Origin of the sequence: Azovibrio sp., assembly GCF_049658005.1 — a bacterium.
Taxonomy (GTDB): Bacteria; Pseudomonadota; Gammaproteobacteria; order Burkholderiales; family Rhodocyclaceae; genus Azovibrio.
The window spans coordinates 1-12,227 of sequence record NZ_JBASOH010000137.1 but is presented as its reverse complement, the minus strand read 5'-3'; the positions used below and the strand labels follow the sequence as shown (position 1 = coordinate 12,227).

At 62.3% G+C, this 12,227-nt stretch carries 15 protein-coding genes; 3 read left to right on the top strand and 12 right to left on the bottom strand.

What is annotated here, in order from left to right:
• The 3 genes from WBH99_RS13895 to WBH99_RS13885 all read right to left on the bottom strand — a co-directional run.
• A partial coding sequence (locus tag WBH99_RS13895) for a DUF2442 domain-containing protein (protein ID WP_424220692.1) occupies window positions 1-449 on the bottom strand: 449 nt, incomplete at its 3' end.
• Complete coding sequence (locus WBH99_RS13890) at window positions 352-606, bottom strand: DUF4160 domain-containing protein (RefSeq protein WP_424220693.1); 255 nt, start codon at window positions 604-606, stop codon at window positions 352-354. The genes WBH99_RS13895 and WBH99_RS13890, both read right to left, overlap by 98 nt.
• 156 nt (window positions 607-762) lie before the next feature.
• Entirely contained in the window at window positions 763-996 is a 234-nt protein-coding gene (locus WBH99_RS13885) for a hypothetical protein (RefSeq protein WP_424220691.1), read from the bottom strand.
• A 2-nt stretch (window positions 997-998) separates the two neighbouring features.
• On the opposite strand from WBH99_RS13885, the gene WBH99_RS13880 reads away from it, so the two are divergent.
• Both WBH99_RS13880 and WBH99_RS13875 read left to right on the top strand, forming a co-directional pair.
• Entirely contained in the window at window positions 999-1,421 is a 423-nt protein-coding gene (locus WBH99_RS13880; protein WP_424220690.1) for a putative toxin-antitoxin system toxin component, PIN family, read from the top strand.
• The gene (locus tag WBH99_RS13875) at window positions 1,418-1,651 is read left to right on the top strand and encodes a toxin-antitoxin system HicB family antitoxin (RefSeq protein ID WP_424220689.1); all 234 of its coding nucleotides are present in this window, start codon (window positions 1,418-1,420) and stop codon (window positions 1,649-1,651) included. The genes WBH99_RS13880 and WBH99_RS13875 overlap by 4 nt, the downstream gene beginning before the upstream one ends.
• 146 nt (window positions 1,652-1,797) lie before the next feature.
• Here WBH99_RS13875 and WBH99_RS13870 read toward each other — a convergent pair whose 3' ends face one another.
• The 8 genes from WBH99_RS13870 to WBH99_RS13835 all read right to left on the bottom strand — a co-directional run bounded on the left by WBH99_RS13870 (window position 1,798) and on the right by WBH99_RS13835 (window position 9,410).
• Window positions 1,798-4,311, bottom strand: a complete 2,514-nt coding sequence (locus WBH99_RS13870; protein WP_424220688.1) for a hypothetical protein — start codon at window positions 4,309-4,311, stop codon at window positions 1,798-1,800.
• A 48-nt stretch (window positions 4,312-4,359) separates the two neighbouring features.
• On the bottom strand, window positions 4,360-4,485 hold the full coding sequence (locus WBH99_RS13865; RefSeq protein WP_424220687.1) for a hypothetical protein: 126 nt from the start codon (window positions 4,483-4,485) through the stop codon (window positions 4,360-4,362).
• Window positions 4,478-4,930 (bottom strand): ImmA/IrrE family metallo-endopeptidase, encoded by a 453-nt coding sequence (locus WBH99_RS13860; protein ID WP_424220686.1) that lies wholly within the window; start codon window positions 4,928-4,930, stop codon window positions 4,478-4,480. The genes WBH99_RS13865 and WBH99_RS13860 overlap by 8 nt, the downstream gene beginning before the upstream one ends.
• Window positions 4,931-4,943: 13 nt before the next feature.
• Window positions 4,944-5,363 carry a reverse transcriptase domain-containing protein gene (locus WBH99_RS13855; protein WP_424220685.1) on the bottom strand — a complete coding sequence of 140 codons (420 nt, stop codon included), beginning with the start codon at window positions 5,361-5,363 and terminating at the stop codon, window positions 4,944-4,946.
• Between the two features lie 46 nt (window positions 5,364-5,409).
• The gene (locus WBH99_RS13850) at window positions 5,410-7,167 is read right to left on the bottom strand and encodes a cation acetate symporter (RefSeq protein ID WP_424220683.1); all 1,758 of its coding nucleotides are present in this window, start codon (window positions 7,165-7,167) and stop codon (window positions 5,410-5,412) included.
• The gene (locus WBH99_RS13845; RefSeq protein WP_424220682.1) at window positions 7,164-7,478 is read right to left on the bottom strand and encodes a DUF485 domain-containing protein; all 315 of its coding nucleotides are present in this window, start codon (window positions 7,476-7,478) and stop codon (window positions 7,164-7,166) included. The genes WBH99_RS13850 and WBH99_RS13845 overlap by 4 nt, the downstream gene beginning before the upstream one ends.
• A gap of 139 nt (window positions 7,479-7,617) precedes the next feature.
• Entirely contained in the window at window positions 7,618-8,418 is an 801-nt protein-coding gene (locus tag WBH99_RS13840; protein ID WP_424220681.1) for a LytR/AlgR family response regulator transcription factor, read from the bottom strand.
• Window positions 8,388-9,410 (bottom strand): sensor histidine kinase, encoded by a 1,023-nt coding sequence (locus WBH99_RS13835; protein WP_424220680.1) that lies wholly within the window; start codon window positions 9,408-9,410, stop codon window positions 8,388-8,390. The genes WBH99_RS13840 and WBH99_RS13835 overlap by 31 nt, the downstream gene beginning before the upstream one ends.
• A gap of 59 nt (window positions 9,411-9,469) precedes the next feature.
• Here WBH99_RS13835 and argH point away from each other — a divergent pair, with 59 nt between their 5' ends.
• On the top strand, window positions 9,470-10,852 hold the full coding sequence (argH, locus tag WBH99_RS13830; RefSeq protein WP_424220679.1) for an argininosuccinate lyase: 1,383 nt from the start codon (window positions 9,470-9,472) through the stop codon (window positions 10,850-10,852).
• A 187-nt stretch (window positions 10,853-11,039) separates the two neighbouring features.
• Here the strand turns inward: argH and WBH99_RS13825 are convergent, their stop codons facing one another.
• Window positions 11,040-12,017 carry a cobalamin-binding protein gene (locus tag WBH99_RS13825; RefSeq protein WP_424220678.1) on the bottom strand — a complete coding sequence of 326 codons (978 nt, stop codon included), beginning with the start codon at window positions 12,015-12,017 and terminating at the stop codon, window positions 11,040-11,042.
• Window positions 12,018-12,227 lie beyond the last annotated feature (210 nt).

Genomic DNA, 12,227 nt, shown 5'->3' with positions numbered 1-12,227 from the left:
GGCAGTATCTTCGTCTTCGGGCGCGTGGCTTCCCAGCCCAGGCAGGCCAGCCAGATGGAACGCGGGATGGCTTTGTGCGCGGTGCGGTAGTAGCTCACCATGCGGCGGCTGATGCCCAGGGCTTCGGCAGCGGTGGTCAGCGACAAATTGTTACGGCGCATCCAGTCGCCGAGCATCTCGTGACTGACTTCGCCTGCCTGCTCCTTGGCCCACGCATAGACGTTGTCCTCGCCAAATTCGGTATCGAACCACTCGATGCCACCGCCCCATTCGGCGATGTGAGCTCGCGCAAAAACCTCGGGATCAAGGATGGGGGCGAGTACCGGGATCTTACGCAGGATGTCGCCGACATCAACTTCGAGCACTTCTCCCGTGCTCCAGGTTGTGCGCAGACGATAAGGCGCCAAGGCAACGACCGCCGTCAGTTTCGGGAAAAAGTATTCGCTCATGGATTGTTCCTCCGCCATTCGTCCAGGCCAGCGCGTCGCATATTTCGCGTTCTGTCACACGCCCCTTGATCGCGAAGTCATCGAGATCGACGGTGCAATCCCGTCCATCTTTCAGCTTGACATGGACGTGGGGTGGGGGGTGGTCGTCCAGATACATCAGTACCCGGGTGTTATCGAAACGCTGCAGGATCGCCATAGACCAAAGTGTAGTGCAATGGTTGCCCTATCGCAAGAAAATAGGGGTCAGACTGTTCGCCGAGCAAATAATAGGGGACAGACCACGGTTTTCCTCGCTCTACCCAAGCCCCACCCGTCAAACGGTGGGGCTTTTTTTCATCAGCCCAAATTGTTCGCGCCTCATCAAGCGGGCCAAGGGAATCGTTTCCGCCGCCGGCCCAGCAGGTCGCCGCTGGCGAAGAGCTGCGGCGTCAAAATCCAGAATTCCATCCATCCTCCTGAGCAAAATGGCGCCGAGGATCAGCGCGGTGGGTTGCTGATGAAAGGCTTGGGTTTGCCGGATGCCGGGTATGTAGTTATACTGATGCAACCATGAGAATCGTTATAGACACATCCGTCTTGGTTGCCGCTGCCCATTCCCGGCAAGGTGCCAGCTTTGCTTTGGTGAGCAGTCTTCCAGATCCGCGGTTTGAAATCGCCCTGTCAGTGGCGATCTATACCGAATGGCAGGCCGTGCTGACGCGGCCCGAGCACCTGCCGCCGGGGCTGCGGGTTGAGGATGTCCTGGCTTACCTGCGCTATCTGACGTCCATCGCCCATCTGCAGGATGTGTATTACCTGTGGCGTCCATTTTTGCGCGACCCGGATGACGATATGGTGCTGGAGTGTGCCGTGGCTTCGGGTAGCCAGTATTTGGTGACCCATAATATCCGCGACTTTCAGCGGGTCGGCGAGCTGGGGGTTACCCCCATAACGCCGGCGTCTTTTTTAGCCTTGTTGAGGAGTTCATCATGACCGCTCTGACTGTACGCTTGCCGAATTCGGTGCATGCCAAGATTCGCGAACTGGCTGCGCGGGATGAAATTTCGGTGAATCAGTTCATCGCCAGCGCTGCGGCAGAAAAGCTGGCATCGATGCTGACCTTGGACTATTTGCGTCAGGAAGCAGCGCAAGGTCGTCGACAGGATTTCGAGCGTTACCTGAATGCTGTACCGGATGTGCCGGATGAGGTCGACAAGATTTGACGGGTTTTTCCCTGCATCCCGCCGTCTCGCCAGCGCCGACTTTTTGATGCCATCCTCCTCCAGCCACCAGCCACCCCACCCAGCGAGATCGAGCGAGATCGCTAGCGAGATCGGGGTCGAGATCGGGTCAAGATCGAGTAACGGGGTCATGAGTATGAGTAAGTATGAGTATGAGTAAGTAACGTGAGTAAGTAAGTAAGTAACGGAGTAACGGAGTAACGGGGTCGAGTAACGGGGTCAGAGTAACAAGTAACGAGTAACGAGTGAGTAACGAGTAACGAGTGAGTAGAGTAAGTAACGAGTAACGGGGTCAGAGTAACAATTCCATTATCGTTCAGCTTGTCCATCGTGTAGCGGCTGGTCACAAACATCACCAGGCCGCCCGGCTTCACGCTGTCGATGGTCTTGGCAAAGAAGTAGTCGTGCAGTGCGAAGGCGTACTTCTTGTAAGCGGGGTCCGCCAGGATGGCCGTATTGTTGAACGGCGGGTTTCCGGCGGCCACATCGTAGAAGTTCTTGGGCAGCTGGGAGTCAATGAACGACTCGACACGGATACGCTCGTCCGGGAACAACTGCTTGAGGATGCCGCCGGTAATCGAATCGAACTCGATTCCGGTGTAGATCGAGCTGTTCGCCATGGAAGACGGCATGATCCCAGGGAAAACCCCGATACCGGCCCCGGGCTCAAGGATGGAACCGCCCTTGAAGCCCATGCGCCCCATGGTGTCCCACATGGCCTTGACCACCTGCTTGCTGGTGTAGTGCGCGTACTGGGTGGAGCGGGACGCCTCCTTCCACTCCTCGGGGGTCAGCGCCGCCTTGATCCGGTCGCGCAGCTCTGCCCACTTGCGGGCAGCAGCATCAGGCTTGGCCTTTGTCAGGCGCTCCTTGGTGATGCGATCAATGCTGTAATACTGGAGCCCACCGCCCTCCTTGGCATTGATCACCATGAAGGCCGGGTAGAAACCGGCGTCACGATTCGACAGGTAATCCCTGCCACTTCGCTCCATGTAACCCATGGCCTGGTCGTACTGGGCCAGGGCCTCAAGCTGCTTGTCCAGCTTGTCGCCGAACAAACTGTTGGCGAGGTCGGACGCGCCCCAGCCGATGAACTTGGCGAGCTTCGCCTGTTCTTCCTTGCTGGCCTGGCGGCCTTCCTTTTCGAGTTGCTTGAGAAGTTCGAGGGCTTCGACATTCTGGCGGGCCTTGACCAGCCAACTGCCCTCGTAGGTTAGATCGGTGTCTCCGAAAGCGTAGTTGCGTCCGGTCTTGGCTGGGATGTCTCGGGCAGCAGGAATTCGAGCATTTCGCCGAGCACCTCTTCCCGGGCCAGTGCGCTGGCCATATTCATCACGCCGACCGCTTCCATCGGATTGGTCCGCAGCAGTCGGTTGTACCCTTGCGCCTGCGCGATCTCCAGTTCCCGGTTGTGGATCGCGTCCTGAATCTCTTCCACCTTCTCGGCCAGGAACTCGTTCAGCCCGCCCCGCATCTGCAGCTCCCTGAACAGGGACGGATTCTTGATCTTCAGTGCGTCGCGCACCAGTGTCTGCAGGCTGGTCATTTAGGCTGCCTTCTTGGCCCGATTTTCCTTCACCCGATTGGCTACCCAATCGCGGGCTACTTCCCCGTTCGCCTTCCTGATCTCGTCGTCCAGACGATCCAGCTCCCGGCGTTCCTCCGGCGTTTGCTTCCGGTCGCCGATCTTGGCGAGCAATGCCAGCTCTTCCTTCTCCAGGGCTGCCAATCGTTCCGATGGATTTAGCGTTTTCATTGATGTATCTCCTTTCGGAAAACTCATTATATGCCTGTTCGTCATGCAGAACGAGTTGTCCATCGTCGGCATCGTACTCAACGCCGTCGATGACCATCATCTTCTTTTTCGGCTGATGCTTGGTCGGCTCTTGTGCCGGATTCACAGCAGGCTGACTGGAGAACAAATCGCCTTGACCAGCAATCGGCGTCGCAGCTTCTGGAGCAGCAAACAGATCCTGCTGTACAGGTGCCTGGCGCGGCTCAGATAACGCCTCGTCAATCGCCTGGCGCGCTGCCTTGCGGTAAATGTCGTCACTGATCTTGTTCCAGACGGCTTTCGTCTCCGGCTTGGCCTTGAGCTGCTTCTTGACGTAGGCCACCAGGTCCTTGAGGTTGTAACCCACCTCAACCAGCCCCGCCTTGAACAGCCGGACCAGGGTCGGCATCAGGTCGGGCGTCTTCTCGGGCACCATCCGTGCCACAGGGGCAAAGTCACGCAGAATGGCGCCCAGGTCGGCCATGGCCTCCTTGAAATCCTCCCGGGCCTGAGCGCGTTTGTCGTCGGTAAATGCACCATCCGAACGCTGGACACTGGGGAACTGATGAACCTCGGCCAGCAGCTTGCTGATCGGCGCATCGAACTGGATGGCCTGTACCGAATCGCCGGATGAAAGCGCGGCCACCCACTGATGATGGCCGTCCAGGATGAAGCCGTCAGAGGACACCAGAACAGAGCGGTCAGCCCCGTCCCGAACTTCTCCCCAGCGCGCTGCCTTCTTGATGGAAAACTCGGCCTGGGTGGGCTTGAGTTCTTCAGCCGATACGCTGTGGGTGGTGTACTTGATCCCCTTCCCCTTGAGGAAGGAAATCAGCGCCCCCCGATGCTCCCCTTTGACCTGGGGCATTTCTGCACGGGGGATGCCAAGAGAAAATAGGGGTCAGACCACGGTTTTCTACAGGCCAACGTAACGTTCAATGCCTTCGGCCAGCGGATCTTGGCTTCGAGCTTTCGATAGGCGCACCACGTCGCCGAACTTCACATGGCGCCAACCGGGTTTAAGTGCTTTTTCTTCATTCATCTGAAGCTTCCTTGAATCGGAAGCTCTGCTTCAGGTCATTCATCCACGAAGGGTCGATCAGTTTGTCGTGCTGCAACCGCCCAACCACGATGCCGGGATGCACCCCAATACGCTGGGCAAAGCCGACGACCGCCGCTTTGGTTCTGAGGCTTGCCAATGATTGGACATGTTGAGAAGGAATCAGAGAATTTCCCGACCATTGGTTGGCTTCATGCTCACGAGGGTCGTCGGTTTGCGCTGCATTAGGGTCATCCAGGAAAATGGATTTCTTCTCTTCCTTACTGTTGGCATGCAGCAGGATGTGAGCTGCTTCATGGAAGAAGCTGAACCAGAACTTATCGTTGGTTTTGCCATACAAGGAGAGCTGTATCAGCGGCCGCGTCGGATTGAGCCAGCGGGCTACACCGCTCACATGAGCACGGGGAATGGCCGGTACCAGAACCAACAGAACGCCAGCTTCATGCAGTCAGCAGGTCGTGATTGACCCGGTCGAAGAATTTCTCCAGGTCCATGGCCACCACGACCCGGCCACCACGACCCGGCCACCACGATCCGGCCACCACGACCCGGACCACGATCCGGCGGCCTTCGGCCACATACTGCTGCGCTGCCTTGACCGCCGGATGGGCGTTCCTCCCCGGTCGGAAGCCGTAGCTCGATCCGGAGAATTCGGCCTCGAAGATCGGTGCGAGCACTTGATGCAACGCTTGCTGGATCAGTCGATCCGTCAGCGTCGGGATGCCGAGCGTCCTGACCCCGCCTTGCGGCTTGGGTATGTCCACCCGGCGTACCGGCGAGGGGATGTATTCCCCGGCCAGCAGTTTGGCCTTGATCGTCGGCCAGTGTTGCGTGAGTGCGCCCTGCCGGGCGCACCACAAAAAAACCCCGGGGCAAGCCCCGGGGTTTTTTGCTGGGCTGGACGGCTTAGTGGCCAGAGGCGCCCGCTGCACCCAGGCCGGTTTCGGAACGGATCTTCTGTGCGGCATAGCCCGCGCGATCCTTCCTGGCCTGTTCGCTGTTATCCAGGATCGAGAACAGCCAGATCCCGACGAAGCCGATCGTCATGGAGAACAGGCAGGGCGAAGTGTAGGGGAACAAGGCCGAGCCCTTCGGATAGCCGAGCGTAGCTTCCCACACGGAAGGAGAGACCACGGTCAGCGCCACGGATGAGGCCAGGCCGAGGAAACCACCGATCACGGCACCTCGGGTGGTGCAATCCTTCCACAGCACGGACATGAACAGCACCGGGAAGTTGGCGGAGGCCGCGATTGCGAAGGCGAGCGACACCATGAAGGCGATGTTCTGCTTTTCAAAGGCGATGCCCAGCACCACGGCGACGATGCCAAGGCAGATCGTGGTGATGCGGGAGACCCGCAGTTCGGAAGCGGAGTCTGCCTTGCCATCCTTGAACAGGGTGGCGTACAGGTCGTGCGACACGGCGGAAGCACCGGACAGGGTCAGGCCGGCCACCACGGCCAGGATGGTCGCAAAGGCCACCGCGGAGATGAAGCCGAGGAAGACATTGCCGCCCACTGCGTTGGCCAGATGCACGGCCGCCATGTTGCCGCCGCCCAGCAGCGCTCCCTTGGCGTCCAGGAACTCAGGATTGGTCAGCACGAAGGTGATGGCGCCAAAGCCGATGATGAAGGTCAGGATGTAGAAGTAGCCGATCCAGGTGGTGGCCCAGAACACGGACTTGCGAGCTTCCTTGGCATCCGGCACGGTGAAGAAGCGCATCAGGATGTGGGGCAGGCCGGCGGTGCCGAACATCAGGGCCATGCCGAAGGAGATGGCGGAGATGGGGTCCTTCACGAAGGCGCCCGGGCTCATGATGGACAGCCCCTTGGCTGCCGCAGCCGCCGCGACATCGGTCGTGGCTGGATCGGCCCCTGCCTTGACGGCCTCGGCCAGCAGTTCCCTGGCCGCCAGATCCGTCTTGATCCGGACCGCTTCGGCAAACATGGCTTCGGGGCTGAAACCAAAGTGCAGCAGCACCATGAAGGCCATGAAGGTCGCACCGCACAGCAGCAGCACGGCCTTGATGATCTGCACCCAGGTGGTGGCGGTCATGCCACCGAAGAGCACATACACCATCATCAGGGCGCCCACGATCACCACCGCCATCCAGTATTCCAGACCAAACAGCAGCTTGATCAGCTGACCTGCCCCCACCATCTGGGCGATCAGGTAGAAGGCCACCACCACCAGCGTGCCGAAGGCCGCGAAGACGCGGATGGGCGTCTGCTTGAAGCGATAACCCGCTACGTCGGCAAAGGTGAACTTGCCCAGGTTGCGCAGGCGTTCGGCCATCAGGAAGGTGATGACAGGCCAGCCGACCAGAAAGCCGATCGAGTAGATCAGGCCGTCATAACCGCTGGCCATCACGGCGGCGGAAATACCCAGGAAGGAAGCCGCGGACATGTAGTCGCCGGCAATGGCCATACCGTTCTGGAAACCGGTGATGCCGCCGCCAGCGGTGTAGAAGTCAGCGGCGGACTTGGTCCTGGCGGCGGCCCACTTGGTGATGTACAGGGTGCCAGCCACGAAGACGGCAAACATGATGATGGCCGTCCAGTTGGTGGCCTGCTTTTCAGTCTGCCCCAGATCGGCACCCGCCGCGCAGGCGACACCCGCCAGGCTGAACAGGGCCAGGGCGGCAAAAACTTGCTTGAGCCGGGTCATTGCTTGACCTCCTTGATGATTTCAGCGGTGATCACATCGAATTCGTTGTTGGCCCGGCGCACATAGATGCCGGTGATGATGATCGTGAAAAGAATCACTCCCACGCCGATTGGAATACCAAGCGTGGTCACTCCTGCATCACTCAGAGGCTTGGCAAGGAACTCCTTGTTGAAGCCGACCAGTGCGATGTAACCGTAATAAACGATCAGCATGAGAATGGTCATCAACCAGGAGTAACGACTCCGGGTTCGCACCAGATGCTGATACTTCGGATTGGCGCTGATTCTTTCGTTGATGTTGTCTTCGTTCATGGAAACCCCCTTTGTCTTAAGGCTATTCTGAATACTGCGGTGACCAAACTAAGCCGGGAACCTTACTTTAGCCTTACGCCCGGCACCTTTCCGGCGAATCCGCCATCCCGGGCGGGGGCCGCAAAACCCCGGCGAGCCCTCAGCCCTTGGCGATTTCCCGCACCACGCTCCACTGCCGCCGGCTGACCGGCAGTTTTTCCGGCAGGCCCCGCAGCAGGGCCCAGCCATAGGCATCGCCCTCTTCCTGGGCCCGTTCGAAACCGGCCAGGGCCCGGCGAGCCACCAGCACGGCGCGGTGCAGGCGGATGAAGGACTCGGGGAATTCCTCCTCCAGATGGGTCAGGGTTTCATCCAGCACATATTCCCGCTCCGGGGTGCGGGCCGTGACATATTTGAGGTCGGCCTTGAAGTAGGCCACCTCGGCCACGGGCACCAGCAACAGACGTCCCCGTTCGTGACAGGGCAGATGGGTACGGCCACTCCCCCGCAGCTGCTGGCCCAGGGCCTGCAGTTTCTGACGCGCCGGGCCGGGTTGGCGCTGCCGGGCTTTCTCCAGGGCGGCCAGGAGGCGCTCGGCCCGCACCGGCTTCAGCAGGTAATCCACCGCGTTCAGTTCGAATGCCTGGACCGCGTGGTTGTCATAGGCGGTGGTGAAGATCAGCGCCGGGGGAAGCGGCAGCCCCTCCAGATGCCCGGCCAGTTCCAGGCCATCCATGCGGGGCATGTGAATGTCCGCCAGCACCACATCCACCGGCTCCTGCTGCAGGAAGGCCAGGGCGGCCAGCCCATTGTCCGCCTCCCCCACCACCCGGGTACTGCAATCTGCCTGGATATCCTCCAGCAACACCCGCAGCCGGGCCCGGGCCGGTGCCTCGTCATCGACGATCAATACCCGCATGGGTTCCGGGCTCATGGTTGCAATGGTTTGCTGTGCCGGCATGGCAGTTCGATCCTGACCTGATAGTCCTTCCCTACCGGCCCATGTTCGAGCCTGGCCTCCATATCGTAATACAGGGCCAGACGCTCACGGATATTGTCCAGGGCCATGTGATTGCCCCCCCGTCCGGAACGGCCATGGCAAGGATTGCTGACCCGCAATTGCAAGGTCTCTCCCTGGCGGTTCAGTTCCACCCGCACCACGCCCGTCTGGTGGGAAGCCTCGATGCCATGACACACGGCATTCTCCAGCAGGGGTTGCAGCATCAGGGGCGGCACCAGGGTGTCCAGGGGCACCGCATCGACCTCCCAGACCACCTGCAGGCGATCGCCCAGGCGCAGTTTTTCCAGGTCCAGGTACTGCCGCCCGAGGGCGATTTCGTCAGACAAGGGCACCAGCTCCCGGGGCTCCCGCAGCAGGGCGCGGAACAATTCCGCCAGTTCCTCCAGAGCCGTCTCGGCCCGGCGCGGCTCGCTGCGGATCAGGGCGATCACGGTATTCAGGGAGTTGAACAGGAAATGCGGACGGATGCGGGCATTCAGGGCCAGGAGGCGGGCCTCCTCCACCCGAGGGGAGAAGGCCCGGGCGCGGAGTTCGAAATAGGCCAGCAAGACCCCCGCCGCCAACAACGCCAGCAGGACGACCCGCCCCAACTCGCCCCTGCCGCCATCGGCCAGCCCCAGGAAGCGCCAGGCGTCCCAGAGCAGGGCCGCGCTTCCACCTGCCAGCAGCAGGACCAATCCCTGCCCGATCCGGGCCGGACAGCGCCAGAGCAGGTCCCGCCCCAGGGCCAGGAGGCCCAGATTGGACAGCAGCAAAGGCTCGACCCAGGCGGCGCTGGCGACAAATGCCGCCAGGCAGCCCTCCAGGGACGGAGCCCGGGCCAATGCCCCTCCCAGGGCCAGGACATTCACCCCCAGCAGCACCCGCAGCAACACGCCCAGATTGCGCCAGTCGGGCAGGGGATGGCCTGCGTTTTGCCGTATACTGCTCATTGGTCAGGCCCCTGTGCCGGATTTCATCCCTCCATTCTAGCCGCAAGCACCCAAACAGCATGACTACTTCCCAATACACCTGGGCCGGCCGCTTCTCCGAGCCCGTTTCCGACCTGGTCAAGCGTTACACCGCCTCCGTGGATTTCGACCAGCGCATGTGGCGCCAGGACATCCGCGCCTCCCTGGCCCACGCCAGAATGCTGGCCAGGCAGGGCATCATCGCCGCCCAGGACCTGGCCGACATCGAACGGGGCATGGCCCGGATCGGGCAGGAGATCGAATCCGGCCAGTTCGAATGGTCGCTCGACCTGGAAGACGTGCATCTCAACATCGAAAAGCGCCTCACTGCCCTGGTCGGCGACGCCGGCAAGCGCCTGCACACCGGCCGCTCCCGCAACGATCAGGTGGCCACCGACATCCGCCTCTACCTGCGCGACGCCATCGACGACATCGTCGCCCTGATCGGCCAGTTCCAGGCCGCCATCGTCACCCTGGCCGAACGGGAAGCCGCCACCCCCATGCCCGGCTTCACCCACTTGCAGGTGGCCCAGCCGGTCACCTTCGGGCACCACATGCTGGCCTACTTCGAGATGTTCGAGCGGGACAAGGAACGCTTCGCCGATTGCAGGAAGCGCACCAACCGCCTGCCCCTGGGCGCCGCCGCCCTGGCCGGCACCACCTACCCCATCGACCGGGAAGCCGTGGCCGCCGAGCTGGGCTTCGACGGGGTCTGCCTGAACTCCCTCGATGCCGTCTCCGACCGCGACTTCGCCATCGAATTCTGCGCCGCCGCTGCCCTGTTCATGACCCATATTTCCCGCCTGTCGGAAGAACTGGTGCTATGGATGAGCCCCCGGGTGGGCTTCATCCAGATCGCCGACCGGTTCTGTACCGGCTCCTCGATCATGCCCCAGAAGAAGAACCCGGACGTGCCGGAACTGGCCCGGGGCAAGACCGGCCGGGTCTATGGCCACCTGATGGCGCTCCTGACCCTGATGAAGTCCCAGCCCCTGGCCTACAACAAGGACAATCAGGAGGACAAGGAACCCCTGTTCGACGCGGTGGACACGCTCACCGACACCCTGCGCATCTTCGCCGACATGATGGGCGGCATCACGGTGAAACCCGAAGCCATGCTGCAGGCCCTGACCCAGGGCTTCGCCACTGCCACCGACCTGGCCGATTATCTGGTCAAGAAGGGCCTGCCCTTCCGGGACGCCCACGAAGCCGTGGGCCATGCCGTCAAGGCCGCGGAACAAAAGGGCGTGGACTTGCCCCAGCTCAGCCTGGCCGAGCTACAGTCCTTCTGCCCCCAGGTGGAAGAGGACGTGTTCGCCGTGCTCACCGTGGAAGGTTCGCTCTCCTCTCGCAACCACATCGGCGGCACCGCCCCCGAACAGGTCAAGGCCGCCGTGGCCCAGGCCCGGCAGCGCCTGGGCTGATCCTGGCCAAGCCCCGCGCAACCCGGGCAGGTACGAACTGGGCCGGGAACTCAGCCGGGAACTCAGCCGGGAACTGGGCAGGTACGAACTGGGCCGGGCTGCCAGCCGCACCGTCTGGCTGGCTCCGCCCTTCGCCCGGATCGCTCAGGAATTTCTTTTGCAAGTCTGCAAGCCCGGCGATCCGCCTTCAGGGGCGGCGCTTTCGGGCGGTTTCGAGGGCCCGGCAGAGGGCTTCGGTGCCATCGAGGAGGCGCGGCGTGTGGCGCTGCATGATGTCCGGGTCGATGTGGAACAGGTTGCCGCGCTGCACGGCCAGAAGCCGGGGCCAGCGTTTCCAGTCGTCCAGCCATTCCGGCCGGGCCTCGCCCATGCCGGTGGCGACGATGGCTTCCGGGTTGGCGGCCAGCACCGCCTCCAGGCTCACCGTGGGAGCCATCTGGTCGAGGTGGCCAAAGATGTTCTCGCCGCCGCAAAGGTCGATGGCGCGGCTGATGATCTGGGGCCTGCCCACGGTCATCAGGGGTTCCTTCCAGATCTGGTAAAAGACTTTCACCTTGGGACGCTGCTGGTAGTCGGCCTTGAGCCGGCTAAGGCGCTGGCGCAAGGCGGCAGCCGCGGCCCGGGCCGTTGTTTCGCTGCCGGCCAGGCGGCCGAACTGCTCTAGTTGCCGGGCCACGTCGTCCATGGTGTTGGGCTGGGTGACGAAGACGGGGACGCCGAGGGCGCGCAGCTTGTCCACCTGGGCCGGGGCATTGCCGCTCTCCCAGGCGATCACCAGGTCGGGCGCGAGTTTCAGGATGGCTTCGAGGTCGAGGCGGTTGTAGCCCCCCACCCGGGGTAAGCGCTTTGCGGCCGGGGGGTAGTCGCTGTAATCCACGGCGGCTACCAGGGCCGGGCCGGCGCCGGCGGCGTAGAGGTTTTCCGTGACGTGCGGGGCGAGGCTGACGATGCGCCGGGCCGGGGCGGCGAGGCGGATTTCCCGGCCCGTGTCGTCCCGGAGCGCGATCGGGGTGGCGTTCGGGGTGACGTTCGGGGTGACGTTCGGGGTGACGTTCGGGGTGGCCAAGGGGTCGGCCTGGAGCGGCAGGCTGGCGGCCAGGGCGAGCAGCATGGGCAGCAGTAAGCCGAGCCGCCGCGCCGGCAGGGCGATCTTCAGGGGTCGCATCGAGATCACTTCAGAGTCGCATCCGGGAGAGATCACGGGGCCGCAGCACGGCTCGTGGGGGTTGGCTTGCGCTTCCAAGTATCCCGGGCCGCGGCGAGCCTTTCCCATTCGGTCTCACTGCCCGGCAGGCCAAAGCGCAGCAGGCCGGCCTCGGCAAAGCACCGCACCAGGATGCCGCGCGCCTTCAGGAAGTCGAACAGGGGCTGGGGG